Annotated in this window: 22 protein-coding genes and 2 tRNA genes; 6 read left to right on the top strand and 18 right to left on the bottom strand. The window is 75.1% G+C overall.

Annotated features, from left to right (window positions below; all coding sequences use genetic code 11):
- Positions 1-52: 52 nt before the first annotated feature.
- From WAB14_RS03335 to WAB14_RS03305, 7 genes are all read right to left on the bottom strand, one after another.
- On the bottom strand, positions 53-2,734 hold the full coding sequence (locus WAB14_RS03335; protein WP_340267351.1) for an Rne/Rng family ribonuclease: 2,682 nt from the start codon (positions 2,732-2,734) through the stop codon (positions 53-55).
- A 257-nt stretch (positions 2,735-2,991) separates the two neighbouring features.
- Entirely contained in the window at positions 2,992-3,438 is a 447-nt protein-coding gene (gene ndk, locus WAB14_RS03330) for a nucleoside-diphosphate kinase (RefSeq protein WP_340267349.1), read from the bottom strand.
- Positions 3,439-3,449: 11 nt separating this feature from the next.
- Entirely contained in the window at positions 3,450-3,839 is a 390-nt protein-coding gene (locus tag WAB14_RS03325; RefSeq protein ID WP_340267347.1) for a DUF4233 domain-containing protein, read from the bottom strand.
- A complete protein-coding gene (locus WAB14_RS03320; protein ID WP_340267345.1) occupies positions 3,832-5,412 on the bottom strand; it encodes a bifunctional folylpolyglutamate synthase/dihydrofolate synthase in 1,581 nt (526 codons plus the stop codon). Before WAB14_RS03320 ends, WAB14_RS03325 begins: the two co-directional genes overlap by 8 nt.
- A gap of 41 nt (positions 5,413-5,453) precedes the next feature.
- A complete protein-coding gene (locus tag WAB14_RS03315; RefSeq protein ID WP_340267343.1) occupies positions 5,454-6,161 on the bottom strand; it encodes an OmpA family protein in 708 nt (235 codons plus the stop codon).
- Positions 6,158-6,409 (bottom strand): hypothetical protein, encoded by a 252-nt coding sequence (locus WAB14_RS03310; protein WP_340267341.1) that lies wholly within the window; start codon positions 6,407-6,409, stop codon positions 6,158-6,160. Before WAB14_RS03310 ends, WAB14_RS03315 begins: the two co-directional genes overlap by 4 nt.
- Before the next feature lie 64 nt (positions 6,410-6,473).
- Complete coding sequence (locus WAB14_RS03305; RefSeq protein ID WP_340267339.1) at positions 6,474-7,811, bottom strand: helix-turn-helix domain-containing protein; 1,338 nt, start codon at positions 7,809-7,811, stop codon at positions 6,474-6,476.
- Between the two features lie 146 nt (positions 7,812-7,957).
- On the opposite strand from WAB14_RS03305, the gene WAB14_RS03300 reads away from it, so the two are divergent.
- Positions 7,958-8,089, top strand: coding sequence for a hypothetical protein (locus WAB14_RS03300; protein ID WP_340267337.1), 132 nt, complete (start codon positions 7,958-7,960; stop codon positions 8,087-8,089).
- A 70-nt stretch (positions 8,090-8,159) separates the two neighbouring features.
- Here WAB14_RS03300 and ileS read toward each other — a convergent pair whose 3' ends face one another.
- The 3 genes from ileS to WAB14_RS03285 all read right to left on the bottom strand — a co-directional run bounded on the left by ileS (position 8,160) and on the right by WAB14_RS03285 (position 13,657).
- Positions 8,160-11,345, bottom strand: a complete 3,186-nt coding sequence (gene ileS, locus WAB14_RS03295; RefSeq protein WP_340267335.1) for an isoleucine--tRNA ligase — start codon at positions 11,343-11,345, stop codon at positions 8,160-8,162.
- Between the two features lie 257 nt (positions 11,346-11,602).
- Entirely contained in the window at positions 11,603-13,048 is a 1,446-nt protein-coding gene (locus tag WAB14_RS03290) for a multicopper oxidase family protein (RefSeq protein WP_340267333.1), read from the bottom strand.
- 87 nt (positions 13,049-13,135) lie between these two features.
- Positions 13,136-13,657, bottom strand: a complete 522-nt coding sequence (locus tag WAB14_RS03285) for an OsmC family protein (protein ID WP_340267331.1) — start codon at positions 13,655-13,657, stop codon at positions 13,136-13,138.
- A 66-nt stretch (positions 13,658-13,723) separates the two neighbouring features.
- On the opposite strand from WAB14_RS03285, the gene valS reads away from it, so the two are divergent.
- The gene (gene valS, locus WAB14_RS03280) at positions 13,724-16,324 is read left to right on the top strand and encodes a valine--tRNA ligase (RefSeq protein WP_340267329.1); all 2,601 of its coding nucleotides are present in this window, start codon (positions 13,724-13,726) and stop codon (positions 16,322-16,324) included.
- A complete protein-coding gene (locus WAB14_RS03275; RefSeq protein ID WP_340267327.1) occupies positions 16,321-16,875 on the top strand; it encodes a hypothetical protein in 555 nt (184 codons plus the stop codon). Before valS ends, WAB14_RS03275 begins: the two co-directional genes overlap by 4 nt.
- 25 nt (positions 16,876-16,900) lie before the next feature.
- Here WAB14_RS03275 and clpX read toward each other — a convergent pair whose 3' ends face one another.
- The 6 genes from clpX to WAB14_RS03245 all read right to left on the bottom strand — a co-directional run bounded on the left by clpX (position 16,901) and on the right by WAB14_RS03245 (position 21,940).
- On the bottom strand, positions 16,901-18,178 hold the full coding sequence (gene clpX / locus WAB14_RS03270; RefSeq protein ID WP_340267325.1) for an ATP-dependent Clp protease ATP-binding subunit ClpX: 1,278 nt from the start codon (positions 18,176-18,178) through the stop codon (positions 16,901-16,903).
- 157 nt (positions 18,179-18,335) lie between these two features.
- Complete coding sequence (locus tag WAB14_RS03265) at positions 18,336-18,983, bottom strand: ATP-dependent Clp protease proteolytic subunit (protein ID WP_340267323.1); 648 nt, start codon at positions 18,981-18,983, stop codon at positions 18,336-18,338.
- A 50-nt stretch (positions 18,984-19,033) separates the two neighbouring features.
- Positions 19,034-19,639 (bottom strand): ATP-dependent Clp protease proteolytic subunit, encoded by a 606-nt coding sequence (locus WAB14_RS03260; RefSeq protein ID WP_340267414.1) that lies wholly within the window; start codon positions 19,637-19,639, stop codon positions 19,034-19,036.
- 211 nt (positions 19,640-19,850) lie between these two features.
- Positions 19,851-21,218 carry a trigger factor gene (gene tig, locus WAB14_RS03255; protein WP_340267321.1) on the bottom strand — a complete coding sequence of 456 codons (1,368 nt, stop codon included), beginning with the start codon at positions 21,216-21,218 and terminating at the stop codon, positions 19,851-19,853.
- A gap of 127 nt (positions 21,219-21,345) precedes the next feature.
- Positions 21,346-21,419: transfer RNA gene (locus WAB14_RS03250), tRNA-Pro, on the bottom strand.
- Positions 21,420-21,466: 47 nt separating this feature from the next.
- The gene (locus WAB14_RS03245) at positions 21,467-21,940 is read right to left on the bottom strand and encodes a nitroreductase/quinone reductase family protein (protein ID WP_340267319.1); all 474 of its coding nucleotides are present in this window, start codon (positions 21,938-21,940) and stop codon (positions 21,467-21,469) included.
- 75 nt (positions 21,941-22,015) lie between these two features.
- Between WAB14_RS03245 and WAB14_RS03240 the strand changes: the two genes are divergently transcribed.
- Positions 22,016-22,516, top strand: coding sequence for a DUF6789 family protein (locus WAB14_RS03240; RefSeq protein ID WP_340267317.1), 501 nt, complete (start codon positions 22,016-22,018; stop codon positions 22,514-22,516).
- Between the two features lie 25 nt (positions 22,517-22,541).
- Positions 22,542-22,612: transfer RNA gene (locus tag WAB14_RS03235), tRNA-Gly, on the top strand.
- A gap of 16 nt (positions 22,613-22,628) precedes the next feature.
- On the opposite strand, the gene WAB14_RS03230 is transcribed toward WAB14_RS03235, so the two are convergent.
- The gene (locus tag WAB14_RS03230) at positions 22,629-23,066 is read right to left on the bottom strand and encodes a winged helix-turn-helix transcriptional regulator (RefSeq protein WP_340267316.1); all 438 of its coding nucleotides are present in this window, start codon (positions 23,064-23,066) and stop codon (positions 22,629-22,631) included.
- 60 nt (positions 23,067-23,126) lie between these two features.
- Here WAB14_RS03230 and WAB14_RS03225 point away from each other — a divergent pair, with 60 nt between their 5' ends.
- Positions 23,127-23,798 (top strand): hypothetical protein, encoded by a 672-nt coding sequence (locus tag WAB14_RS03225; protein ID WP_340267314.1) that lies wholly within the window; start codon positions 23,127-23,129, stop codon positions 23,796-23,798.
- A gap of 13 nt (positions 23,799-23,811) precedes the next feature.
- Here the strand turns inward: WAB14_RS03225 and WAB14_RS03220 are convergent, their stop codons facing one another.
- On the bottom strand, positions 23,812-26,583 hold the full coding sequence (locus WAB14_RS03220; protein WP_340267312.1) for a helix-turn-helix transcriptional regulator: 2,772 nt from the start codon (positions 26,581-26,583) through the stop codon (positions 23,812-23,814).
- Positions 26,584-26,676 lie beyond the last annotated feature (93 nt).

The following is a 26,676-nucleotide window of genomic DNA, read 5'->3' as shown; positions in this document are numbered from 1 at the left end:
GTGGTGGTGCTGCCGCGCTGCCGCGGTGGTGCTCCGGTGGTGTCCGGCGCGCTCAGCCGCCGTTGCCGCGACCGCGGCCACCGCGACGGCGACCACCGCCGCCGCTCCCGCTGCTCTCCGCGCTGCCCGAGCCACCACCCTGGCCTGCCGGCGCGCCGACGGGCTCGTCGTGGAGCACGACCCCGCGTCCGCCGCAGTGCTCGCACGCGCTGCTGAAGGACTCCAGCAGCCCGGACCCGACGCGCTTGCGGGTGAGCTGCACGAGGCCGAGGGAGGTGACCTCCGCGACCTGGTGCTTCGTGCGGTCGCGCCCCAGGCACTCCACGAGCCGGCGGAGCACGAGCTGGCGGTTGCTCTCGAGCACCATGTCGATGAAGTCGACGACGATGATCCCCCCGATGTCGCGGAGGCGGAGCTGGCGGACGATCTCCTCGGCGGCCTCGAGGTTGTTCCGGGTGACCGTCTCCTCGAGGTTCCCCCCGGAGCCGGTGTACTTGCCGGTGTTGACGTCGACGACCGTCATCGCCTCGGTGCGGTCGATGACGAGGGACCCGCCCGAGGGCAGCCACACCTTGCGGTCGAGCGCCTTGTGGACCTGCTCGTCGATGCGGTGGTGGGCAAACAGGTCCTGCTCGCCGCCCTCCTGCGGGCTCCAGCGCTCCATGCGCTCGGCGAGGTCCGGCGCGACGTGACGGACGTAGCCGTCGAGGGTGTCCCACGCGTCGTCGCCCTGGACGTGGAGGCGGGTGAAGTCCTCGTTGAAGACGTCGCGCACGACCTTGATGGCGAGGTCGGGCTCGCTGTAGAGGCGGGCGGGGGCGTTGACGGCCCCGGCCTTCCTCTCGATGTCCTCCCACTGGGCCTTGAGGCGGGCGACGTCACGCTCGAGCTCGGTCTCGCTCGCGCCCTCCGCGGCGGTGCGGACGATGACGCCCGCGTTCTCCGGCACGACGCGGCGCAGCACCTTCTTGAGCCGGTTGCGCTCGGTCTCGGGCAGCTTGCGGCTGATGCCGGTCATGGTGGACCCGGGCACGTACACGAGGTAGCGGCCCGGCAGCGACACCTGCGCGGTGAGGCGGGCGCCCTTGTGGCCGATGGGGTCCTTCGTCACCTGCGCGAGCACGGGGTCCCCCGGCTTGAGCGCGGCCTCGATGGCGCGGGCGGCGCCGTTGGGCAGCCCGACGGCGTCCCAGTTCACCTCGCCCGCGTAGAGCACCGCGTTCCGGCCGCGCCCGATGTCGACGAAGGCCGCCTCCATGCTCGGGAGCACGTTCTGCACCTTGCCGAGGTAGACGTTGCCGATCATCGACTGCTGGCTCGCGTGCGCGACGTGGTGCTCGACCAGCACGCCGTCCTCGAGCACGGCGGTCTCGGTGCGGTCGGCGAGCTGGCGCACGAGCAGCGTGCGGTCGACGCTCTCGCGGCGGGTGAGGAACTCCGCCTCCGTGATGACGGTGCGGCGGCGCCGGTCGGTGCGTCCCTCGCGGCGCCGCTGGCGCTTGGCCTCGAGCCGCGTCGAGCCCTTGACCTTCGTCACCTCGTCGGCGCGGGACTCCCGGATCCGGACGACGGTCCCCGGCGGGTCGTCGGGACCCGGGCCGAGGTCGGCATCGGAGGAGCCGGAGCGGCGACGCCGGCGGCGGCGCCGACGCGAGGAACGCGACGAGCCGCCGCCCGTGTCGTCCGAGTCGTCGTCGGAGGTCTCGTCGGAGTCGTCGGCGTCGTCGGCGTCGTCGGCGTCGTCGTCGGCGTCCGCGCTGTCGTCGGCGCCGTCGTCACCACGCGACCCGCGGGCCGCCCTGCTGCTGCCGGGCCCGTCGCCTGCGGCGTCGTCACCGTCGTCGTCACCGTCGTCGTCGCCGGCGTCGTCGGCCGGGTCCTCGTCGCGGTCCGCGCGGGAGCCGCTCCGGCCCCCACGACCGCCGCGTCGGCGCCGACCTCGGCCCCCACGGCGGCTGCGACCACCACGGCCCTCACCGTCGCGCTCGTCGTCGCCGTCGCGCTCGTCGTCACGCTCGCCGTTGCGGTCGTCGTCGCGGTCGTCGTCGCCGGCGTCCCGACGGTCGTCGTCCTGCACCCCGTCGGGGGTGTCGCTCTCCACGGCGTGGGACCGGGACGCGAGTCCGACGTCCGCCGCGTCGCTGCCCTCGGTGCCCTCGGGGCCGTCCGTGGGCGGCTGCGGGCGGTCCAGGACGTCCTCCGGCGCCGGACCCGCCGGTGCCGACGCGCGTCGCCGCCCGCCGCGTCGCCGCGGGGCGGCGGGCGCCTCGTCGCCGGTACCCGCGGGGTCGTCGCCGACAGCGGCGGTGCCCGTGGTCGTGACGGGGGGCGGGAGCAGCTCGTCGAAGTCGACCTGCGGCGCAGGCGTGAAGATGTCGGCGGTCGGCGGGCCCGCGGCGCTCGTGGCACGACGCCGGGCCCGGCGCGGGGCCGGCGCGGGGGCGCTGTCCGCGGTGGCGAACAGCGCAGCCCCCGGTGCGGTGGCCTCCTCCGTGTCCGGCGCCACCGCGGCCGCGGTGTCCACCTCCGCGGAGGGCTCCTCGGTCAGGGCGTCCTCGGCGGGGGCGTCCTCGGCGGGGGCGTCCTCGGCGGGGGTCTCCTCGGCGACCTCGGGCGGGCCGGCGGGTCGCGACGCGGCGCGGCGCCGTCGGGGGCGACCCGACGCCGTCGTCGACGCCTCCGCCTGCTCACCGCCCGTCGTCGGTTCGGTGGGCTGGTCGGTCTCGTCGAGCACTGGTGCTCCTCTTCGACCCCCGCCGGTCTGCACCCCCGGCCGGGGCGGTCGTCGTGCGCCCTCGGGCGGCACGGAAGTCCGTGGTGGCGCCACCTCGGTCCGCGGGCGCAGACCCGCGGACCGTGAGGTCCGGGCAGGTCGCGCCCGGCGAGGACGGGCGGCGCGGGTCACGTCCGGTGCGGGACGCTCTCCGGCACCGAGTATGGCATGGCTCGCGCCCCGTCGGGGGTGGCGCGCCGGTCGCGCTCAGGTGGAGCTCAGGCGTCGGCGCCGAACCAGATGGCGGTCTCGCGGGCGGCGGACTCCGCGGAGTCGCTGCCGTGGACGATGTTCTGCTGGACCTTCAGGCCCCAGTCCCGACCGAGGTCGCCGCGGATCGTCCCGGGCGCGGCAGCCGTCGGGTCGGTGGCGCCCGCGAGGCTGCGGAAGCCGGGCACGACGCCGTGGCCCTCGACGACGGCGAGAACGACCGGACCGGACAGCATGAAGTCGACGAGGGGCTGGTAGAAGGGCTTGCCCTCGTGCTCGGCGTAGTGGCGGGCGAGCTCGTCCGGCGTGGCGCGGCGCATCTCGAGGCGGACGACCCGGTACCCCTTCGCCTCCACCCGGCGCAGCACCTCGCCGGTGAGGCCCCGCGCGACACCGTCGGGCTTGACGATGACGAGGGTGCGGTCGGGGGTCGGGACGGTCGACGGCTCGCTCACGGTCGGTCAGCCTAACCGTCGCCCACGGTGGCACCCGGGCCGTCGGGACCCGACGGACCCGCGCCGCCCGACCAGGCGGCCCGGTCGCGCTCGATGCGGGTGCCGAGGACGACCGCCGCGACCCACAGTCCGGCGAAGACCCCGCCCACGAGGAGCATCGCCGGGAGCAGGAGGCCCGTCGCCACCACCACCACCTGCAGGAGCGAGCCCAGCCAGTAGCCGCCTGGTCGCCCGAGCACGCCGGAGGCGACGACGAGGACCACCGCGAGCGCGGCCCCTCCCCCGACGGCCGTGGTGGTGCCGAGACCGGTGAGGTCCTTGGCGACGAGGGCGGCGAAGACGACGACGAGGGCCTCGAACACGAGGACCGTCGCGGCCATCACCCGCTTGGGGTCACGCACGACCGGCGCCCCCGTCGTCGTCGTCCGGCTCGGCCCACGGGTCGTCGAGGAGGACGCTGTCGTCGGGCGCCTCGTAGCGGTCGTCGCCGGGGTCCGCCCAGTCGTCGCCCAGCAGCTGGCGCTCGGTGTCGGTCGCGACGACGGAGACGCCGCGACTCGTCGTGTCGACGGCGACGGCGTCCGGGTCCGGGGCGCCGAGCAGCCGCCGGGCGTGGGCGGTGAGCAGGACGGACCCGCACACGAGCACCCCCGAGGCGACACCGGCCGCACCCGCTCCCGCGGCCGGGTCCGCCTCGTCGGCGAGCCGGACCGCGACGTCGAGGGCGTCGGCGAGGTCGGGGTGCACGTGGACTCGCTCGTCGCCGAAGACGCCGACCGCCGCCTCGGCGAGCTCGGCGGCCGGCAGGGCGCGCTCGGTCGGGGCGCTCGTCACGACGACCTCCGCGAGCGCGGGCTCCAGCACCTCGAGGACCTGTGCGGCGTCCTTGTCGGCCATCATCCCGACGACTCCGACGAGGCGGGTGCCGGGGAACGCCTCGTCGACCCCGGCCACGAGCGCCTCCGCCCCCGCCGGGTTGTGCGCGGCGTCCACCACCACGAGGGGGCCCCGCCGGACGGGCTCCATCCGGCCGGGGACGTCGACGTGGGCGAAGGCGTCCCGGACGAGGTCGGGGTCCAGGCCGGTGCCCGCCGCGCCGCCGGAGCCGAGGAACGCCTCGACCGCTGCGAGCGCCGTGGCGGCGTTGCCGGCCTGGTGCGCGCCGTGGAGCGGCAGGTACACGTCGTCCGCCCCGCCGACGAGGCCCTTGAGGGTGAGGCGCTGCCCGCCGACGGCGACGTCCCGCGACACCACCCCGAACTCGATGCCCTCGCGGGCGACGACCGCCCCGACCTCGGCGGCGCGGCGCAGCAGCACCTCCGCGACCTCGAGCGGCTGCTGGGCGGTGACGAGGACCGAGCCCTCCTTGACGATGCCGCTCTTCTGCTCCGCGATCTGCACGACGTCGTGGCCCAGCCACCGCTCGTGGTCCAGCGCCACCGGGGTGACGACGGCGACGGCGGCGTCGGCGACGTTGGTCGAGTCCCACGTGCCGCCGAGGCCGACCTCGACGACGGCGACGTCGACGGGGGCGTCGGCGAAGACGGCGAACGCCATGCACGTCAGGACCTCGAAGAACGACAGCCGCGGCCCACCCTCCTCCTGGCTGCGGGCGTCGACGAGCTCGACGTAGGGCGCGACGTCGTCCCACGCGGCGACGAACGCCTCCTCGTCGAGCCGGACGCCGTCGACGGTGATCCGCTCGCCGACGTGGCTGAGGTGCGGGGAGGTGAAGCGGCCGGTGCGCAGGCCGTGCTCGCGCAGCAGCCGGTCGGTCATGCGGGCGGTCGAGGTCTTGCCGTTGGTGCCGGTGACGTGGACGACCGGGTACGCGCGCTGCGGGTCGCCGAGCAGCTCGAGGACGGCACGGACGCGGTCCAGCGACGGCTGCGGCGTGTGCTCGGGGGCCCGGGCGAGGATCTCGGCCTCGACCAGGTGGAAGCGGGGGTCGCGGGCGGGGGTGGGCACGCTCACGGCACCATCATCCCAGCGCCGGGACCGGCCGCGACCACCCGTCACGACGTGAGGACGCGCACCCCCCGCAGGGGACCGGCCGTCCCGCCCGCCGCGGCGCCGTCGGCCACGTCGGTGCGCAGCAGCGACGGGGGCGCGCCCCGCTCGACGAGCCACGCCACGACCGCCCGCGCCCGCTCCTCGGCCAGCGCGTCCGCCACCGCGCCGTCGCCGTCGCCGGCGCCCACGACGACGACGGGCGCGGCGCCGGGGCGCCTCAGCTCCGCGAGGACCGGCTCGAGCGCCCCGGCCGCCTCGTCGTCGACGACGGCACCGACCGGCAGCTCGACGGTGGCGAGCGTCCGGGCCGGCGCCGCCTGCCCCGTCGACAGGCCCGCCGACACGCCCGTCGACGGATCCTGCGACGCGACGGTGGCGGGACCCGTCGGTAGGGGTCCCGTGGGGACGGCGGTGGGGCCCGCCACCGGCGCGGACAGGATCGGTGGTGCGCCGGTCTCCGGGACGGACGACCCGCTCGGCGTGACGCGTCCGGTCGGCGTGAGCGGGTCGGCCGGCGCCGCGACAGCCGCCTCGGGCGCTGCGGGCGTCTCCGGCGACGCGGCGGCGACCGCGACCTGCGCCCCGGCGAGCGCACCGAGCCCCAGGACGCCGACGAGCACCGCCGGCACGGGGCTGCGGGCGCGGGGGCGCCAGTACGTGAGGGCGGCCGGCGCCCGGTAGGGCGCCGACCGCCGGGGGCTCCCGCTCACCCCCGCGGGTCCGGCGAGCGGGGCAGCGCCGCGGCGTCGAGCAGACGCTCGATCTCCGCGTCCTTGGCCGCGAGCTCGCGCTCGAGCCGGTCGGCCATGATGGCGACGGCCTCCTCGCGGGTGAGGCGGGCCCGGACGAACTGCCGACCCCACCACAACCAGCCCACGGCGACGCCGAGAGCGAACGCCAGCAGCGTGAGCCCCACGTGCAGCAGGAGCTGTCCCGTCACCGCCGCGTCACCCGCCACCCGTCCGACCGTCGTCCGGCCGGGGCGGGACCGCCCCGGCCGGCCTCACGCTACGGCAGGTCGCTCAGCGCTCGACGGGAGCGGTCCTCGCCCGGGTCGAGCTGCCCCGCACGCCGAGGGCGTCGAACGCGTGCTGGAAGGCCTCGAGGGCCGCGTCGGTCCGGCCGATGTCCATGAGCCGGTCCCCGAGGTCGCGCCACGCCTGCGCGGCCTGCCGCGACGCGGACATCATGGCGAGGGCGTCCCCGGCCCGCCGGTACTCCGCCTCGGCCGCCTCGTGGTCGCCGCGGGCGGCGAGCGTGTCGCCGAGCACGGTCCGCACGACACCGGCCTCCAGCCGCGGGGTGTCGCCGAGCGCCCGGAGCGCGGCGCTCGCCGCCTCCTGCGCCTCGTCGACCTCGCCGCGACGCAGGTGCGCGGTGGCGCGGATCCGGTACCAGTAGGCGAGGTCGACCTCGCTGCCGAGCTGCTCCAGGGGCTCGCGGATGGACCCCAGCGCCGCGACGGCCTCGTCGACCTCGGGCGGGTCGGCGGCGAGCAGCAGCGAGGCGAGCGCGAGCTTGAGGCGGAAGAAGTCCCGGTTGTCGGGGCCCTCCGAGAGGAACGCGACCGCCCGACGGGCGTGGTGCAGCGCCCGCTCGATCTGCCCGTTCTCCTCCGCGATGAGGGCCGCGTTCCAGTGCAGGCTGCCCTGGCCGGCGCGGCTGCCGACCTGCTCGGCGTCCTGCAGCATCTCCTCGGCGAGGTGCTGGGCGTACAGCAGGTCCCCGCGCTCCATGTGGACCCCTACCAGCGTCGCCGCGAGCCGCAGGTGCTCGTCCGTCCCGCCGGAGCCGAGCCGTGTGGATGCGGCGACGGCCTCCGCGCCCGCGTCCGCGGCCTGGTTGAGGTCCCCGGACTGCGTGAGGCAGTGCAGGAGCAGGATGCCGGTCTGCGAGACGCCGACGGCCGCGTCGCCGGTGAGGGCCCGACGGTGCAGCGGCAGGAGCGAGACGAGCGCACCCTCGAGGTCGCCCGTGCGCTCCAGCGCCCGGCACAGGACGAGGACGGCCTCGTCGTGGAGCCGCCTCGGCGCGCCCCGCGCGGCGAGGACCGCCCGGGCGCGGGTCGCGGCCTCGGCGAGGTCACCGGTGACCATCGCGTGCCGGGCGTGCTCCAGCTCGAGCTCCGGCACCCGCTCCTCGGGGGCGGCGCTGCCGTAGCGCAGGAAGTGGGCGGAGACGTCGAGGCGCGTCGCGAGCTTCTCCAGGACGGCGTCGCTCGGGGTGCGCTTGCCGGACTCGATGAGCGACAGGTAGCTCGGCGACAGGTCGGGACCGGCCAGCTGGGTCTGCGACACACGGCGCTCCTCGCGCACGGCGCGCAGGCGCTCGCCGAGGCCCCCGGTGGTGCCCTCGGTCATGACTCCTCCTCGCGTGGCGCGCGTGCCGGTAGCTCCAGTCGACGCCCGCCCGAGTCACACACTAGCGCGCTCGCCTGTGACTGAGCCATGCTTCGTTCACTGACCCGCTGCAAGCGGACCGCCACCGACAGCCACCAGGAGCACCCATGCGCCCCAGCCGACGCACCATCGCCGCCGCCGCCGTCCTCGCCGCCCTCCTCGCAGGCGCCGTGGGGGCCGCCGCGCAGGCCTCCGACACGGAGGCCTACGGGCCGGGGCCCGCCTGCTGCACGACCTGAGCCCTCCCGCCTGCGACCAGGACCGGGCGCCCGCCGACCCCCGGGTCGGCGGGCGCCCTGCGGCGCTGGCTCACACGCGGCTGACGGAGACCTCCGCGGCGTCCACGGGCACCTCGCCGGTGCTCACCGACACCTCCGTGGCGAGGGTCTCGCGGGCCACGAGGTCGCGGTGCTCCTCGGCCGCCGACGCCCGGGACGGTGCGACGACGAGACCCACCCGCACGCGGTCGGACACGTGCAGCCCCGCCTCGCGCCGCGCGTCCTGCACCCGCCGGACGACGTCGCGGGCCCAGCCCTCCCGCTCCAGCGCGTCGGTGACGGTCGTGTCGAGGACGACGACGCCGCCGCCCGGCAACGCGGCCGCGGCCCCCTCGACCCCCGACCCGACGACGGTCGCCAGCTCGTACTCGCCCTCCAGGAGCGGCGTCCCGCCGCACACGAGCCCGTCCGGGCCCTGCTCCCACTCCCCCGCCCTCGCGGCACCGATGACACGCTGCACCTCACGGCCGAGCCGGGGCCCGGCCGCGCGCGCGTTCACCGTGAGGCGCTGTTCCACGTCGATGCCGGCCTCGTGGGCGCGCTCGACGGACATCAGGCGCACCTCGTGGACGTTGAGCTCGGCGCGGAGCAGGTCGACGAGGCTCTCGACGCGCTCGGGTTCCGGCAGGGCCACCGTGAGCCGCCGGAGCGGCTGCCGCACGCGGAGCCCCGCCGCCTTCCGCAGCCCGAGCGCCGCGGAGGCGACCTCGCGCAGCTCGTCCATCGCCGCCACGAGGGCGTCGTCGGCGGGGAGCTCGTCCGGGGAGGGCCAGTCCGCGAGGTGGACGGAGCGCCCGCCGGTCAGCCCGCGCCACACCTCCTCGGTGACGAGCGGGAGGAGCGGTGCGCCCAGCCGCAGCAGCACCTCCATCGCGGTGTGGAGTGTGTCGACCGCGGCCTGACCCTCCGGCGTCTCGGCGGTCCAGAACCGGTCGCGCGAGCGGCGCACGTACCAGTTCGTCACGGCCTCGAGGGTCTCCCGGTACGCCTGCGCGGCCACCGCGAGCTCGTTGGCCTCCAACGCCCGTGTGACGTCCTCGACGGCCCGCCGCACCGTGGCGAGCAGGTACCGGTCGAGCACGTGGGAGCAGTCGGTGCGGGTGCGTCCGACCGTCCCCGCGGCACCCGCGTAGAGGTGCAGGAAGTACCACGTGCTCCACAGCGGCAGCAGCACCTGCCGGACGGTGTCGCGGATGCCCTGCTCGGTGACGACGAGGTTCCCGCCGCGCAGGACGGGACTGCTCATGAGGAACCAGCGCATGGCGTCGGCGCCGTCGCGGTCGAAGACCTCGCGGACGTCGGGGTAGTTGCGCAGCGACTTGCTCATCTTGCGCCCGTCGTCGCCCAGGAGGATCCCGTGGACGAGGCACGTGCGGAACGCCGGCCGGTCGAACAGCGCGGTGGCGAGGACGTGGAGGGTGTAGAACCAGCCGCGGACCTGGCCGTTGTACTCGACGATGAAGTCGCCCGGGTAGTGGTGCTCGAACCAGTCGGCGTTCTCGAACGGGTAGTGCACCTGCGCGAACGGCATGGAGCCGGACTCGAACCAGCAGTCGAGGACCTCCGGCACCCGGCGCATCGTCGAGCGCTGCCCCTCCGGACGCGGGTCGTCCGGGTTCGGCCGGGTGAGCTCGTCGACGGTCGGGCGGTGCAGGTCGGTCGGCCGCACGCCGAAGTCGCGCTCGAGGTCGTCGAGGGAGCCGTAGACGTCGACCCGCGGGTACGCGGGGTCGTCGGACACCCACACGGGGATCGGGGACCCCCAGAACCGGTTGCGGCTGATCGACCAGTCGCGGGCGTTGGCCAGCCACTGCCCGAACGAGCCGTCCTTCACGTGCTCGGGCACCCAGTCGATCTGCTCGTTGAGCTCGACCATGCGGTCCTTGAACGCCGTCACCCGGACGAACCAGCTGCTCACGGCGCGGTAGATGAGGGCGTTGCCGCAGCGCCAGCAGTGCGGGTAGGGGTGCTCGTACGACTCGTGGCGCAGCAGCAGCCGCTTCTCGCGCAGCGCCCGCGTGATGGGCGTGTTGGCGGCGAACACGTGCTGCCCGGCGAAGTCGCGCACCTCGGCGGTGAACTCGCCCTTGCTGTCGACGGGGACGACCGGCTCGATGCCGGCGGCGTCGGTGACGACCTTGTCCTCCTCACCGAAGGCGGGCGCGATGTGGACGAGGCCGGTGCCGTCCTCGGTCGTCACGTAGTCCGCCGGCAGCACCCGGTGGGCGTTCTCCCGGCCGACGAAGTAGTCGAAGGGCGGCGTGTAGCGGCGACCGAGGAGCGCGGTGCCCTTCATCCGCTCGAGGACCTCGGGGTCCTCGCCGAGCTCGCGGGCGTAGGCGGCGACCCGCGCCTCGGCGAGCACGAGCCGCTCCCCCGTCCAGTCACCCTGCCGGGGCCGCACGACGACGTAGTCGAGGTCGGGGTTGACCGCCGCCGCGAGGTTGCTCGGCAGCGTCCACGGCGTCGTCGTCCACACGAGCGCGAGCTCGCCCGTCTCCAGCCGCAGCCCGACGGTGACCGCGGGGTCCTGGCGCGGCCGGTAGACGTCGTCCATGCGCGTCTCGGTGTTGCTGAGCGGGGTCTCGCAGCGCCAGCAGTACGCGAGCACGCGGAAGCCCTCGTAGACCAGGCCCTTGTCGTGGAGCGTCTTGAACGCCCACATGACCGACTCCATGTAGTCGAGGTCGAGGGTCTTGTAGTCGTGCTCGAAGTCCACCCAGCGCGCCTGCCGGGTGACGTAGTCCTGCCACTCGTCGGTGTAGCGCAGGACGGAGGTGCGGCAGGCGTCGTTGAACCGGGCGACGCCGAGCGCCTCGATCTCGCTCTTGTGCGTGATGCCGAGCTGTCGCTCCGCCTCGACCTCGGCGGGCAGGCCGTGGCAGTCCCAGCCGAAGCGGCGCTCGACGCGTCGGCCCTGCATGGTGCGGAAGCGCGGCACGACGTCCTTGACGTACCCGGTGAGGAGGTGGCCGTAGTGCGGCAGTCCGTTGGCGAACGGCGGACCGTCGTAGAAGACGTACTCGTTGGCGCCGTCGTCGCCCGCCGGACGCGCGTCGACCGAGGCCTGGAAGGTGCCGTCGGCGTCCCAGTAGCGCAGCACCCGCTCCTCGATCTCCGGGAAGCGCGGGCTCGCCGGCACACCACCGCCGTGGCGGGGGTAGCCCGGGGCGGAGTCGTCGGAGCGCGTGTCCGTCGTGGGCTCCAGGGTCGTCATGAGCGGGTGCTCCTCGTGGTCGGTCGTTCCCCACGAGGACGACGCCCCGGGTCTCCCGGGCCACCGCGGTACCACCTCGCTTGCCGCCGGCCCCCTCGCGGAGGACGGCGACCTCTCGCCTGCGGCTGTGACGGGCCTGCCCCGGCCGGTTCTACTGGGGCCGCTCGTGCGACCCGTTCTTCCGGCGGCTCCCCGGTGATGGCCGGATCGGTGCCTGTGACGACGATGGTACGGCTCGTGTCCAGCGGGTTCCGCGCTCAGGCCCGTGGGTCGACGACGTCGGCGACCGCCATCATCCCGAGCTCGGCGTGGGTGACGAAGTGGCAGTGGTAGACCGCGCGGCCGGGGAAGTGCTGCAGGTGCGTCCGGAAGGTCACGGTCCCGCCCTGCTTCCCGACGAGCACGGTGTCCTGGTAGGAGCGGGCGTCCACCGGGACGCCGTCGACGTGCGTCACCTGGAACGGGTTGACGTGGCTGTGGAAGGGGTGGACGAGGCCGGTCTCGTTGCGGACCGTCCACTCCTCCACCGTCCCCAGCTCGCACGTCTGGTCGACGCGGGTGGGGTCGAAGGGCCGACCGTCCATCCCGAAGCCGCCCGCCATGGTGAACGCGACCTCGCGGTGCACGGCGACGCGCCGGCGTCGCAGGTCCTCGAAGGGGCGGAGCAGGGCGGCGGCGTGCAGGGGCCCCGGAGCCGGGGCGGCGCCCCGGCACGCGACGGTCGCGACCGGACCGGCGGGCAGCACGACACCGAAGCCGATGTCGACCGGCAGGGTCCTCAGCTCCACGACGCCCTCGGCGCCGCCCGTCACGAGGAGGTCGGCCCGCTGCCCGGGGGCGAGGAGGAGCTCGTCGACGTCGAGCGCCCGGCGGAACGGCACGCCGTCAGCCGCCACCTGCGTCGTCCGGTGACCGTCGAGCCGGAGCCGGAAGACGTGGTTGACCGAGGCGTTGACGAGGCGCCACCGCTGGGTCTCCCCCGGCGCGATGCCGATCGTGGGACGCACCTGACCGTTGACGAGACGCACCTGCGCGTCCTGCCGGGTGGTGAACGGGTCGGCGACCGCACCGTCGGCCGTGAACGCGGTCGACGACAGCACGAGCACCCGGTCCCGGGAGATGCCGGTCGAGCGGCCGGTCTCCTCGCGGCGCTGGACGACGAGCGCCCCGGCCATCCCCTCGAACATCTGCTGCGCGCTGTGGCCGTGCGCGTGCGGGTGGTACCAGTTCGTGCCCTCGTGGTGGTCCGGCCGCAGCGGGATCTCGTAGTCGGCGGTCTCGCCGGGGCCCACGTGCCGGAAGACGTTGTCGGCGATCCCCTCGCCGGACACGTGGAGGCCGTGCGTGTGGAGGTTCGTCGGGTGCGGGAGGTCGTTGACGAGCCGCACGCGCAGCACGTCGCCGGGGGCGACGACGAGCGTGGGTCCGGGGACGCCGCCCTCGTAGGACATGACCGTGCGCCGGGCGCCCCCGAACGGCACCGCGGAGCGCGCGGCGCGCAACGTGACGTCGAGGACCCCGCCCGCGCTCCGACGTACCTCCGGCTCGCGGAGCGGCACCGCCCCGGCCGGCGTGGCGAGAGCCCGACCGGGGTCGAGGAGCACGGCGCCGGTCGCGCCCCCGACGACGGCCCGCAGCAGGGCACGGCGCGACGGCACAGGGACTGCGGCCCCGGGGGGCAGGACCGAGCGGTCGACGGGCACGGCAGGCCCTCCTCACGACGTCACGACGGTGTGCGACGCCTCGGAGACTAGCCGTCTTCCGACTGCGAGTACGACGGGTTTTGTGCGTTACTCGACAGAACTATCGCCGCGGCGGCGGATCTCGATGCTCGGCGCCTCGGCGAGGCTCTTGGCCACGACGCAGTACCGCTCGGTCAGCTGCGCGAGCTTCGCGAGGCGCTCGTCGTCGGCGTCGGTGACCGCCTCGAAGACGACCCTCACGTCGGTGACGCCCACGGACGCCTCCCGGTCGACCCCGAGGGTGCCGCGGGCGTCGAAGGAGCCGGTGACCTCGCCGGTGACCCCCTCCAGCGTGATGCCCATGGCGGTGGCGACGCTGCGGAGCGTCACCCCGGCGCACCCGAGGAGGGCCTCGAGCAGCATGTCGCCCGAGCAGGCGTCGCGGCCGTCGCCGCCCGTGGCCTCGTGGAGCCCCGCGCGGACGTCGCCCGCCCAGCCGGTGACGGTGAACGTGATGTCGTCCCCCTGACCGCGCCCGCGCGCGTGCAGCGGTGTCGTGGCGGTCGCGGGGTCGTCGCGGTACTTCTGCTTGAGCGGGGCCTGCAGCTCGCGCAGCGTCGTGGCGTCCATGACCCCAGTGTCCCCGACCCGACGACCCGTCCGGACCTGCCCGTCCGCTTCGGCACAATGGCGCGCATGAGCGAGCCCGCGGCGTCCGCCGCCTCCCGCGTCCCCGAGCGCCCGACCGTCGACGGCCTCGAGGAGAAGTGGGTAGGCGTCTGGGCGGAGCAGGGCACCTACGCGTTCGACCGCACGGCGACCCGCGCACACGTCTACGCCATCGACACGCCGCCGCCGACGGTCTCGGGATCCCTCCACGTCGGGCACGTCTTCAGCTACACCCACACCGACTGCGTGGCCCGGTACAAGCGGATGCGCGGCTACGAGGTCTTCTACCCGATGGGCTGGGACGACAACGGCCTGCCCACGGAGCGGCGCGTCCAGAACTACTTCGGGGTGCGCTGCGACCCCTCGCTGCCGTACGACCCCGACTTCGCCCCGCCCGCGCAGGCCCCGAAGAACGACCGCGACTACGCCAACGTGTCCCGACGCAACTTCGTCGAGCTGTGCGAACGGCTCACGGTGGAGGACGAGCAGGTCTTCGAGGCGCTGTGGCGCCGACTCGGGCTGTCGGTCGACTGGTCGCACACGTACCAGACGATCGACAGGGCGGCCCAGGCCGCGTCGCAGCGGGCGTTCCTGCGGGCGCTGGCGCGTGGCGACGCGTACGCGACCGAGGCGCCGACGCTGTGGGACACGACGTTCCGGACCGCCGTCGCGCAGGCCGAGCTGGAGGACCGCGAGCGCCCCGGCGCCTACCACCGGGTCGCCTTCCCCCGCCCCGACGGCGGCGAGCCCGTGCGGATCGAGACCAGCCGGCCGGAGCTCATCCCGTCGTGCGTCGCGCTCGTCGCGCACCCGGACGACGAGCGCTACCAGCCGCTGTTCGGGGCCACGGTCCGCACGCCCCTGTTCGGGGTCGAGGTGCCCGTGGTCGCCCACCGGCTCGCCGAGCCGGACAAGGGCACGGGCATCGCGATGATCTGCACCTTCGGCGACGTCACCGACGTCACGTGGTGGCGGGAGCTCGACCTGCCGACCCGCGCCCTCGTCGGCCGCGACGGGCGCTTCGCGGCGGACACCCCGGCCTGGATCACGTCGCCGGGCGGCTCCGAGGTCTACGGGACGATGGCGGGGAAGACGGCCCACTCCGCGCGCGAGGCCGTCGTCGCCGCGCTGCGCGAGAGCGGGGAGCTCGAGGGCGAGCCGCGGCCCATCACCCACCCCGTGAAGTTCTACGAGAAGGGCGACAAGCCCCTCGAGATCGTCGCCAGCCGCCAGTGGTACCTGCGCAACGGCGGCCGGGACCACGGCGACGGCGGTGCGCTCCGCGCGCGCCTGCTCGAGCGCGGCCGCGAGCTCGTGTGGCACCCCGAGCACATGCGGCACCGCTACGAGAACTGGGTGGGCGGCCTCAACGGGGACTGGCTGGTGTCGCGGCAGCGGTTCTTCGGCGTGCCCTTCCCCGTCTGGTACCGCCTCGACGAGCACGGCGAGCCCGTCCACGACAGCCCCCTGCTGCCCGACGAGGGCAGGCTGCCCGTCGACCCCTCGAGCGACGTCCCCGACGGCTTCGAGGAGTCGCAGCGGGGCGTGCCGGGCGGCTTCGTCGGCGACCCCGACGTCATGGACACGTGGGCGACGAGCTCCCTCACCCCGCAGATCGCCGGCGGCTGGGAGCGGGACCCCGACCTGTTCGCGCGGGTCTTCCCCATGGACCTGCGCCCGCAGGGGCACGACATCATCCGCACGTGGCTGTTCGCCACGGTGGTGCGCGCCGACGCCGAGCACGACAGCCTGCCGTGGCACCACGCCGCGCTGTCCGGCTGGATCCTCGACCCCGACCGCAAGAAGATGAGCAAGTCCAAGGGCAACGTCGTCACGCCCATGGGCCTGCTCGAGGAGCACGGCTCCGACGGGGTCCGCTACTGGGCCGCCAGCGGCCGCCCCGGCGTCGACACCGCCTTCGACCCGGGCCAGATGAAGGTCGGCCGGCGCCTCGCGATGAAGGTGCTCAACGCGAGCAGGTTCGTCCTCGCCAACGACGCCCCCGGGGTGGGCCTCGACGACGTCGCCGAGCCGCTGGACCGCGCCATGCTCGCCGGGCTCGCCGACGTCGTCGACACCGCGACGGCGGCCTTCGAGGCCTACGACTACGCACGGGCCCTCGAGGTCGCCGAGGCGTTCTTCTGGGACTTCTGCGACGACCACGTCGAGCTCGTCAAGGAGCGCGCCTACCGCGGGGACGAGGCGGCCCGGCGCTCGGCCGTCGCCGCGCTGCGGGAGGGTCTGTCCGTCCAGCTGCGCCTGCTCGCACCCTTCCTGCCGTTCGCGACCGAGGAGGTGTGGTCGTGGTGGCAGGACGGCTCCGTGCACCGGGCCCCGTGGCCGGACGCCGAGCCGCTGCGCCGTGCCGCCGGTGACGCCCAGCCGGGCATGCTCCGTGTCGTGGGCCAGGCGCTCGCCGGTATCCGCAAGGCCAAGAGCGAGGCGAAGGTGTCGCAGCGCACCGAGGTGCGCTCCGCCACCGTGCGGGTCCCGGACGCCGCCGTCGCCCTCGTCGAGCCCGCGGTCGGCGACCTGCGGGGCGCCGGCCGGGTCGACGCGCTCCGGCTCGTGCCCGGTGGCGAGGAGCTGCGGGTGGAGGACGTCGAGCTCGAGCCCGCGGCGGGGTGAGCTCCACCCGCCGGCTGTCGCGTGGGGGCGTCGCGGCGCTCGCCGCCGCGCTCGCGGTGACAGCCGTCCTCGTCGTGCTCCTGCTGCGGTCGACGGGCGGCGACGACCTGCCCGACACGGTGGCGGGGCTGCCGGCCGCCGGTCGTGACGACGGGGTGGCCCGGCTCGAGCGGGCGCTGCGGGACGACGACACCGTGGCGGACGTCGCGGGGCGCCTCTACGACGACGGGACGACCCGGGCGGCGGTGCTCGTGGTGACGCCCGCGGACCCCCTGACGGACGAGACGGCCGGCCGGCTCGTCTCCGGGGTGCTGCGGGCCGCCGGCGCCTCCCCCGAGGCTGTGACGGCGAGCGCCGGGGCGGCACGGCCGAGCACGGACGGCGAGGCGCTGCTCGCGTGCGCGGGCGAGGCCGGCGCACCGACGTGCGTCGCGGTCGACGGCAGCCGCGCCGTCGTCGCGGTCGCGACCGGGCTGGCCGCGCCCGACCCCCTCGCGTGGCTCGACGACGTCCGCGAGGACGTCGTCGACGGGGCCGCGCCGGCGGGGTAGCCGTCGTCCGGCCGATCCCCGCCGGTCAGGCGGTCTTGTCCCGACGGGTGCGGGCGCGGGGGCTGTCCTCGCGCGGCACGAGGGTCGGCAGGACGTTCTCGAGCACCACCTCGCGGGTGATGACGACCCGCGCGACGTCGTCGCGGCTCGGGAGGTCGAACATGACGGGCATGAGGACCTCCTCCATGATCGCGCGGAGGCCGCGGGCACCCGTGCCGCGGAGGATCGCCTGGTCGGCGACGGCCTCGACGGCCTCGGGCGTGAACTCGAGCTCGACGCCGTCGATCTCGAACATCCGCTGGTACTGCTTGACGAGGGCGTTGCGGGGCTCGGTGAGGATGCGGACGAGCGCCTCGCGGTCGAGGTTCGTGACGGTCGCGAGCACGGGCAGACGGCCGATGAACTCCGGGATGAGGCCGAACTTCAGGAGGTCCTCGGGCATGACCTCGGTCATGGCCGTCGCCTCGTCGACGCCGCTCGCGAGCTCGGCGCCGAAGCCGAGACCGCGCTTGCCGACGCGCTGCTCGATCATCTTCTCCAGGCCGGCGAAGGCGCCGCCGACGATGAACAGCACGTTGGTGGTGTCGATCTGGATGAACTCCTGGTGGGGGTGCTTGCGCCCGCCCTGCGGGGGCACCGACGCGCTCGTGCCCTCGAGGATCTTGAGCAGCGCCTGCTGCACGCCCTCGCCGGACACGTCACGCGTGATCGACGGGTTCTCGCTCTTGCGGGCGATCTTGTCGACCTCGTCGATGTAGATGATGCCCGTCTCGGCCTTCTTGACGTCGTAGTCGGCGGCCTGGATGAGCTTGAGGAGGATGTTCTCCACGTCCTCGCCGACGTAGCCCGCCTCGGTGAGCGCCGTGGCGTCGGCGATGGCGAAGGGGACGTTGAGCATCCGCGCGAGCGTCTGCGCGAGGTACGTCTTGCCGCAGCCGGTGGGGCCGATGAGGAGGATGTTCGACTTCGCGATCTCCACCTGGTCGTCGCGCTTGGGACCCGAGGACCCCGCCTGCACGCGCTTGTAGTGGTTGTAGACCGCGACGGACAGCGCGCGCTTGGCGGCCTCCTGCCCGACGACGTAGTTGTCGAGGAAGGAGAAGATCTCGCGCGGCTTCGGCAGCTCGGTGAGGCCGAGGTCGCCGGCGTCGGCGAGCTCCTCCTCGATGATCTCGTTGCACAGGTCGATGCACTCGTCGCAGATGTAGACCCCGGGCCCCGCGATGAGCTTCTTGACCTGCTTCTGGCTCTTGCCGCAGAAGGAGCACTTGAGGAGGTCGCTGCCGTCTCCGAGTCGTGCCACCACGTGTCCTTCCGGTGTCGCCGCGCCGGGGGCCCCGACGCGCACCCTACGACGCTACCTCCCAGGGTCGGTCCTGGGCAGTCCTCCCCGCCACCCGGCGCGTCACGCGCGGTCCAGGACCACCCGTGCGCGCCGGCGGCGTGCGCGAGGAGGGCCCTCAGACCTTCGGCAGGCCCGCCTGCGCGGCCTTGCGAGGCTCGAGGACCTGGTCGATGAGCCCGTACTCGAGGGCCTGCTGCGCGGTGAGGATCTTGTCGCGCTCGATGTCGGTGCGGACCTTGTCGACGTCCTGCCCGGTGTGGCGGGCCACGGTCTCCTCCAGCCACGTGCGCATGCGCTGCACCTCGTTGGCCTGGATCTCGATGTCGGAGGCCTGCCCGTAGTCGCTGCCCGCCATGGCCGGCTGGTGGATGAGCACCCGGGCGTTCGGCAGCGCGAAGCGCTTGCCGGGCGAGCCCGCCGCCAGGAGCACCGCCGCGGCGCTGGCGGCCTGGCCGAGGCAGTACGTCTGGATGTCCGGCTTGATGTACTGCATCGTGTCGTAGATCGCCGTGAGCGCCGTGAACGAGCCGCCGGGCGAGTTGATGTAGAAGATGATGTCGCGGTCCGGGTCCTGCGACTCCAGCACGATGAGCTGGGCCATGACGTCGTCCGCGGACGCGTCGTCGACCTGGACACCGAGGAAGATGATGCGGTCCTCGAAGAGCTTCGCGTACGGGTCGAGGCGCTTGTAGCCGTAGCTCGTGCGCTCCTCGAAGCTCGGCAGGATGTAGCGGCTGCTCGGGGCGGGGACGGGCTGCGCCATGGAGACCTCCGGGGTGGTCGCGGACGGGCGTCGCGGGTCGAGGTACGCGCTCACTGGGTGCCACCGCCGCCCGGGACGTCGTGGGACGAGCGGACGACGTGGTCGACCTGGCCGTACGCCTTCGCGTCCTCGGCGGTGAACCAGCGGTCCCGGTCGGAGTCGCGCGTGATCGTGTCGACGTCCTGACCGGTGTGGACGGCGATGAGCTCGGCCATCTGCCGCTTGATGTGACCGATCTGCTCGGCCTGGATCTTGATGTCGGACGCGGTGCCGCCCATGCCGCCGAGCGGCTGGTGCATCATGATCCGCGAGTGGGGCAGGGCGTAGCGCTTGCCCTTCGCGCCCGCGCACAGGAGGAACTGCCCCATCGACGCGGCGAGACCCATCGCGACCGTGCCGACGTCCGGCTCGACGTACTGCATCGTGTCGTAGATCGCCATGCCCGCGCTGACGGAGCCGCCCGGGGAGTTGATGTAGAGGAAGATGTCCTTCGTCGGGTCCTCGGCCGCCAGGAGCAGCAGCTGCGCGCAGATCGCGTTGGCGTTCTCGTCGCGCACCTCGGAGCCGAGGAAGATGATCCGCTGGGACAGCAGGCGCTGGTAGACGTTGTCGTCGAGGCCGAACTGCCCGGGGGACGTCGTGCGCGCGCTGGGCACGACGAGGCCGGGGGCGCCGGTGCCGGGCTGGTGGTGCTGGGCCGTCACGGTGTGCTCCTCACGGTGGGTGCGTGGCTGATCCGGTGGCTGGTCCGTTCCGAGGAGCCCCGGCGGCTGGTCGGCCGGGGCTCCGTCGGCTACGGACCCTAACGCCGGGGTCGGAGGGACCACTCCCCGGCCTGAGAGCGTTTCGCTGTCGGCGTGGCGGCTCTCAGGCCTGGACGACCTCGGCGTCCGCCGCCTCGGCGTCGGCGGCCGCGACCTCCTCGACGACCTCGGCGGGCGGCTGCGGGACGCCGGCCGCCTGCCGCGACAGCGACTCCTCGAGGTCGACGGTGTTGCCGGACGCGTCGGTGACGGTGGCGGCGGCCAGGGCGACGGCGAGGGCCTTGCGGCGCCCGACCTCCTGCACCATGGCCGGCACCTGGCCCGCCTCGTCGACGGCCTTGGCGAACTCGTTCGGGTCCATGCCGTACTGGCGCGAGCTGGAGACGAGGAACTGGATGAGCTCCTCGCGCGCGACGGTGACCTGCTCGCGCTCGGCGAGGGCGTCGAGCAGGAGCTGCCCCTGGAGGGCCTTCTCCGCGTCGGGCCGGATCTCCTCGCCGTGCGGGTCGTCGGACTCCTTGCCCTCGCTCTCGAGGTGGCGCGCGACCTCCTCCTCGACGAGGCCGGCGGGGACGGGCACCTCGACCGCGGCGAGGAGCGCCTCGATGACCTTCTCGCGCGCCTGGACGCCCTGCTCGACCTTCTTCGTCTGCTCGACCTGGTGGCGCAGGTCGGCGCGCAGCTCGTCGATGGTGTCGAACTCGCTCGCGAGCTGGGCGAAGTCGTCGTCCGCCTCGGGCAGGACGCGCTCCTTGACGGCCCCCACCGTGACGGTGATCTCGGCCTCGGCGCCCGCGTGCTCGCCGCCGCGCAGGACGGAGGTGAAGATCGCCTCCTCGCCGGCGGACAGCCCCGTGACGGCCTCGTCGGTGCCCTCCAGCATCTGGCCGGACCCGACCTCGTAGCTGATGCCGCTGGCGGAGTCGACCTCGTCGCCGTCGACCGTCGCGACGATGTCGAGGGTGACGTAGTCGCCCTGCGCGGCGGGCCGGTCGACGCCGGCCAGCGTGCCGAAACGACCGCGGAGGTCGTCGAGGCGTGCGTCGACCTCCTCGTCGCCCACCGCGACGTCGTCGACCTCGACGGCGATGCCGGACAGGTCGGGCAGCTCGAGGTCGGGGCGGACGTCGACCTCGGCCGTGAACTTCAGCTCGCCGTCGGTCGCGCCCGGGTCGGGGACCTCGGACACCTCGACCTCGGGGCGACCGAGGACGCGGACGGAGTTCTCCGTCACCGCCTGCTGGTACAGCTTCGGGAGGGCGTCGTTGATGGCCTCCTGCAGGACCGCCCCGCGCCCGACGCGCTGGTCGATGATGCGGGCGGGCACCTTGCCGCGGCGGAAGCCCGGCACCTGCACCTGCTGCCCGATCGTCTTGTAGGCGGCGTCGATGCTGGGCCGGAGCTCCTCGTAGGGGACCTCGACGCTCAGCTTGACGCGGGTCGGGGCGAGGGACTCGACGGTGCTCTTCACGGACACGGCTCCACAGGGACGAGGACGGGCGGACGGGCGCGGCGCAGCACGGCACATCGGGACGCGGCAGCGCAGCACGGCGCGACCAGCCAGGGTACGCGCTCGCGGGAGCCGCTCCGCACGCCTGTCGGGGTACCCGGATTCGAACCGGGGGCCTTCCGCTCCCAAAGCGGACGCGCTACCTGGCTGCGCCACACCCCGTCGCCGGCTGCCCACCGGCGGGGTCAGCGTAGTCCCCGGGGCCCTCGTCAGGACCGGTCGACGGCGGCGGGTGCGTCGAGGAGCACGACGGGGATCCGCCGTCGTGTGCCGGCGCGGTAGCGGGCGAAGCCGGACCAGACGTCGGTCAGGGCGGCCCACGCGCCCTCCACGACGTCGTGCGGCTCGTCGGTGAGCGGGTCCGCCGTCGTGGACCAGCGGTCCGCCCGGACCTGGACCTCGACGCGGGGGTCGGCGACGAGGTTGAGGTACCAGGCGGGGTGTCGCTCGGCACCGCCGGCGCTGGCGGCGACGACGTACCGCGCGGCGCCGTCCACCGCCGGGAGCCGGGCGTAGGCGAGCGGGACGGTGCGCACGCGACCCGTGCGCCGACCCGTCGTCCGCAGGAGCAGGTGGGGCCGACCCAGCCAGTCGTGGCCGACGGCGCCGTCGCTCGCCTCGTAGGCCGCCACGTGCGCCGCGGCGTCCGCCCACACGTGGTCCTGCGCCTGCTCGCCGCTCACCCCACGACCGTACGCGCGCCGGGGGCCGGGTTTGCGGCGGCGGCGGGGAGGTACGGGCGGACCGTGGTCGGGACGGTGAGCCGGGCGATCTTGCGTGTCGTCGCGGGCGCCGTCGCGGGCGGCGTCGCGACGGTGCCGATGAGCGCGGTCGTGTGGGGCGCGAGGGGCGCGGGCCTGCTCGGTACTGCGCCGCCGCGGCGGCTGACCGACCGTGCGCTGCAGGCGATCGGCGTCGACCTGCCCGAGCCGGCCCGACGCGCCGCGACCGCCGTCGACCACGCCGTCTTCGGCGCCGTGGCGGGCGGTGCCTGGGGTGTGATCGACCCGCTGGTGCCGGCGGCGGTCCCGCGGTGGCTCGCCGGCGCCGGGTACGGCCTCGCGGTGTGGGCCTCGGCGTACCTCGGGTGGGTGCCCGCGGTGCGGGCGATGCCGTCGGCGGAGGACGACCGGCGCGACCGAGCCGTGTCGATGGTCGTGGCGCACCTGGTGTACGGCGTGGTGCTCGGCGAGGTGGCGCGCCGGCTCCGGGCCGCGACGGCCGGCGCCGACCACGCCGACGGCGTGCCGGTACGGTAGGTCCGCGCGCCCGGGAGGGCGCCGTGCGGGTGTAGTTCAATGGTAGAACTCCAGCCTTCCAAGCTGGTCGTGCGGGTTCGATTCCCGTCACCCGCTCCCACCGGAGGTCGCCTCAGGGCGCTCCGCGACCGACGGGGTCGCCGAGCCCCTCCGACGCCGGTCGGCCGCAGCGCCGGCACACGAGCTCGACGTCGAGCTCGTGCCGGTCGCCGCCGCTCCCGTGGTGCCAGCGCACCGGGGGCTCGTCGTCACGGCGCTCGTCGCCCACCCGCATGAGGACGAGCAGGACCTCCGCGACCCGTCGGCCCTCGTCGGTCAGCCGGTAGTCGTGGCGCGGCGGGTGCTCCTGGTACGTGTCACGCCGGACGAGCCCCGCCTCCTCCAGACGCCGCAGCCGCTCCGCGACGAGGTTGCGGGATGCCCCGGTCGCGGCGACGACCGCGTCGAAACGGGTGGTGCCGAACATGAGCTCGCGCAGCACGAGGAACGTCCACCGGGGCCCCAGCAGCTCGAGGGCGTCGTGGACGGAGCACGGGCGGACGGTGGTCACGCGACCGATCCTCCCTCAGTGGGTTGACTTTCTCAACCCACCGGGAGCATCGTCTCTCCCATGAGTACAGATTATGAACTCGCCGACCGGCCACCCTCCCCGCCGGCGGCTCCCGCCACCTCCGCGGCTCCGCAGGGGCACCCGGGACGTGTCGCCCTCACGTGGACCCTCACGGTGCTCGCGTGGGGCGGCGCCGTGCTCGCGCTGTCGGTCTCGGGTGCCCTGGCGCGCCTGCCGCTCACCGTGCTGCCGCTGCTCGTCGTCCTCGGCATCGCCCTCCCCCTGCTCGGCGTCCGTCTCGACCCCACGAGCCGGCGTGCGGTCGCGGAGGTCGACATCGCGCACCTCACGTGGTTCAACGCCTGGCGGGTGCCCGCCGCTCTCGTCTTCTTCGCCGTCGGCGCTCGCGGGCTGCTGCCCCCGCAGTTCGTCGCCAACGCCGCGTGGGGCGACCTCGTCGCCGGTGCGCTCGCACCGCTCGTCGTCCTCGTCGGCGCCCGGTTGCACGGCGCCGCCCGGCGACGGGCCTACCTCGGCTTCCACCTCTTCAGCTTCGGCGACTTCGTCGTGGCGGTCGGGACGGGCCTCGCGTTCACGCTGCTCGGCGACCCGCTCATGCGGACGCTGCTGGAGACCCCGATGGCCCTCATCCCGCTGTGGGGCGTGCCGCTCACCGGTGCGGTCAGCCTGCTCGCCCTGCACCGGCTGCTCGGCCGCGACCCGAGGCCCTGACGGACCGGTCCGCTCAGACGGGGCCCGACCCGGCGGGACCCTGCTCGTGGGGACCCGGGCCGTCGGCGACGAGCAGCTCCCGCCGGTTGGCGTGCCCGAGCTTGCGGAGGAGGTTGCTGACGTGGGTCTCGACCGTGCGCTCCGACAGGTACAGCCTCGAGGCGATCTCGTGGTTCGACGAGCCGCGGCGGACGAGCGCCATCACCTCGCGCTCGCGCGGGGTCAGGGGACTCCCCGCGCCCGCGGGCTCCCCTGTGCCGAGGAGCCGCCGTGCCCGCTTCCCCGGACCGGGCATGCCGAGGGCGCGGGCCCCGCGGGCCGCTCGTGAGGCGAGCGCCGCGGCCTCGCCGCCGCGACCGGTGGCGGCGGCGACCTCGGCGAGCCCGAGCAGGTCGTGGACGACGAACGGCGCCGCGGACATCGCGGAGTCCGCCGCGAGCGCGGCCCGCAGGTGCTGCTCGGCGGCGACGTGCTCGCCCTGCCGGGCGTGGAGCAGCCCGATCACCCGGCGCGGCGACCCCACGACGTGCGCGGTGTGGACGCCGATGACGCCGTCGTGCTCGCGGAAGCCGTCGAGCACCGCGAGCATCCAACGGACCTGCTCCGGCTCACCGGCCTCGCAGACGAGCTGCGCGAGGTGGAAGGCCACCGCCCGGCCCCGTTCGTCCCACAGCTCCTCCGGCGGCAGCGCCACCAGCTGCGCGACGATCTGCGCCGCGGTCGACCGCTCCCCCCTCAGGTGCGCCAGCACCGCCCGCGCGACGAGGACCACCGGGATCGCCGGGTGCTCCGCCAGGGTCGCCTCCGTCGTCGGCAGCAGCCACGAGACGTCCCCGCTCACCCACGCCATGTGGAGGCCGAGCTGGTGGGCGAGCCCGTTCGCCACCGGGTCGTGGGCGGCGGGCACCGCCTCCAGCGCCGCCGCGTTCAGGGCGGCGCCCTCGGCGAAGCGCCCCCGCATCGCGGCGAGGGCCGCCCCCGCGCGGCACGCGTGCCAGCGCGGGTACCCGCCGTGGCGGCGACCGATGCCCTCCATCGCGGTGACGGCGTCCTCGGCGGCGGCGGGGCGGGCGAGCTCGAGCGACGCGGTCAGCTGCCAGCCGTGCGCGATCACGAGCGGGAGGACCAGGCCGAGCCGCGAGGCGGCCGCGACCGCCCGCGTCGCCACGTCCCAGCGTGCCGCGCCGCAGTCGCCGGCCTCGACGAGCGTGATCTCCTCGGCGCGAGCGGCGTCGAGGAGGGCGCGGTCGTCCCCGCTCGCCCGCGCGAGGGCGACCGCCTGGACCGTCAGCGCCCTGGCCCGGGGCAGGTCGGGCACGTCGGCGACGGCGGCGGCCAGCTGCGCGACGAGCCGGGCCCGGACGTCCGCGGGCTGCTCCTCCGCGAGAGCGAGCTCGCAGAAGCCGATGACGGCGTCGCGGGCCTGCGGGTAGCCGACCCCCCAGCAGGTGAGCGCCGTCCTGGCGAGCAGTCCCGCCCGATCTGGCGGCGCGGTCGCCACGGCCGCCTCGGCGGCGCGCGCCAGGTGCTCCAGGCACGCCCCGATCGCGCCGGCCCCGAACGCCACCTCGGCCTGGAGCAGGCACAGATCGGCGAGCAGTGCGGGCTCGCCCGACACGGCCGGGTCGCCCGACCAGCCGTCGAGGAGCCGGCGGGCGTCGTCGAGGGTCCCGCGGAGCACGGCCGCCCGGGCCGCGTCGGCCGCCGCGCCGGCGCCCCTCCTGCGGACCGACGCGGCGGGCGGCGAGCGCACCCACCACGTGAGCGAGCGGGCGGGGTCTCCGCTCGCGAGGACGTGCTCGGCCGCGGCCAGGCACAGGTCGGCAGGATCCGCGCGCGCGTGCTCGGCGACCACCTCGCGGACGAGGTCGTGGACGAAACGGCCGTCGCGGACCACGCCCGCCCCCCGGGCGAGCGAGAGGGCGCCCGCCACCTCCGCGCGGGAGCGGCCGGTGACGGCCGTCAGCAGGTCGAGGTCGAGCACCTCCCCCAGCACGGCGGCCGTCGTGAGGACGTCCCGCTGGGCCGCGTCCAGGCCCGCCAGGGCGGCCGCCGCGACGTCGGCGCGGGCCCGTCCCGGGTCCCGGCCCACTGTCGCGGCCAGCAGCCACGGCAGGCCGCCCGTGGCCGCCGTGACCTCCGCCACCCGGGCCGGCGTCACCTCGCGCCCCTCGGTCGCCGCGAGGTAGGCGGCGACGGCCTCGACGCCGAGCCCGGCCAGCGGCACGTGGCACGTGGTCGGCACGCGGAGCAGGTCGGCGAGACCGGCGGCGACGGGCGGCCGGCGGCTCGTCGCGACGAGGGTCGGCCCGCCGCTCGCGTGCACGCCGAGGTGCCCGAGGAGCTCCGTGCTCCACGCATCCGCCCAGTGCAGGTCCTCGAGGACGACGACGGTCCCTCCGTCGATCCCCTCCGCGACCGCGTCGGCGGCTTCGGCGGTCCGGGCGAGGTGCTCGGAGGCGAGTCCGCCGGCCCCCGCACCGGTCGACTCCTCCCGCGCCAGCCGCTCGAGCACGGTCGCGGCGGGGGTGCCGTGCGCCGCCCGGCGCCACGGCCACAGGGGGACGGCGGCCGTGTCGGCGGCGCACCGGCCCACCGCGACGGGGCGCCTCGTGTCGCGGCAGGCCGCGGTCACGAGGGTCGTCTTCCCGACCCCGGCGGGACCGGTCACGAGCGCGACCCGTCCGTCGTGCCCGCTCGCCGCGACCAGGGCGTCCCGGAGCGTGGCGAGCTCCTCGTCCCGACCGACGAGCGGGCCACCCGGCGTCTGCCCCGCCTCCGGCACGTCCGCAGTATCGCCGGGCGCGGCGCTCCGTGACCAGGGAGATCTCCGTGGTGACGTCCGTACCGGCACGGATCCCCGGCCCGCGCGCGGGCG

The organism is Aquipuribacter nitratireducens (assembly GCF_037860835.1).
In the GTDB taxonomy this organism is placed as follows: domain Bacteria; phylum Actinomycetota; class Actinomycetes; order Actinomycetales; family JBBAYJ01; genus Aquipuribacter; species Aquipuribacter nitratireducens.
Note: the sequence above shows the minus strand (reverse complement) of the source record. Positions and strands in the feature narration are given on the sequence as shown.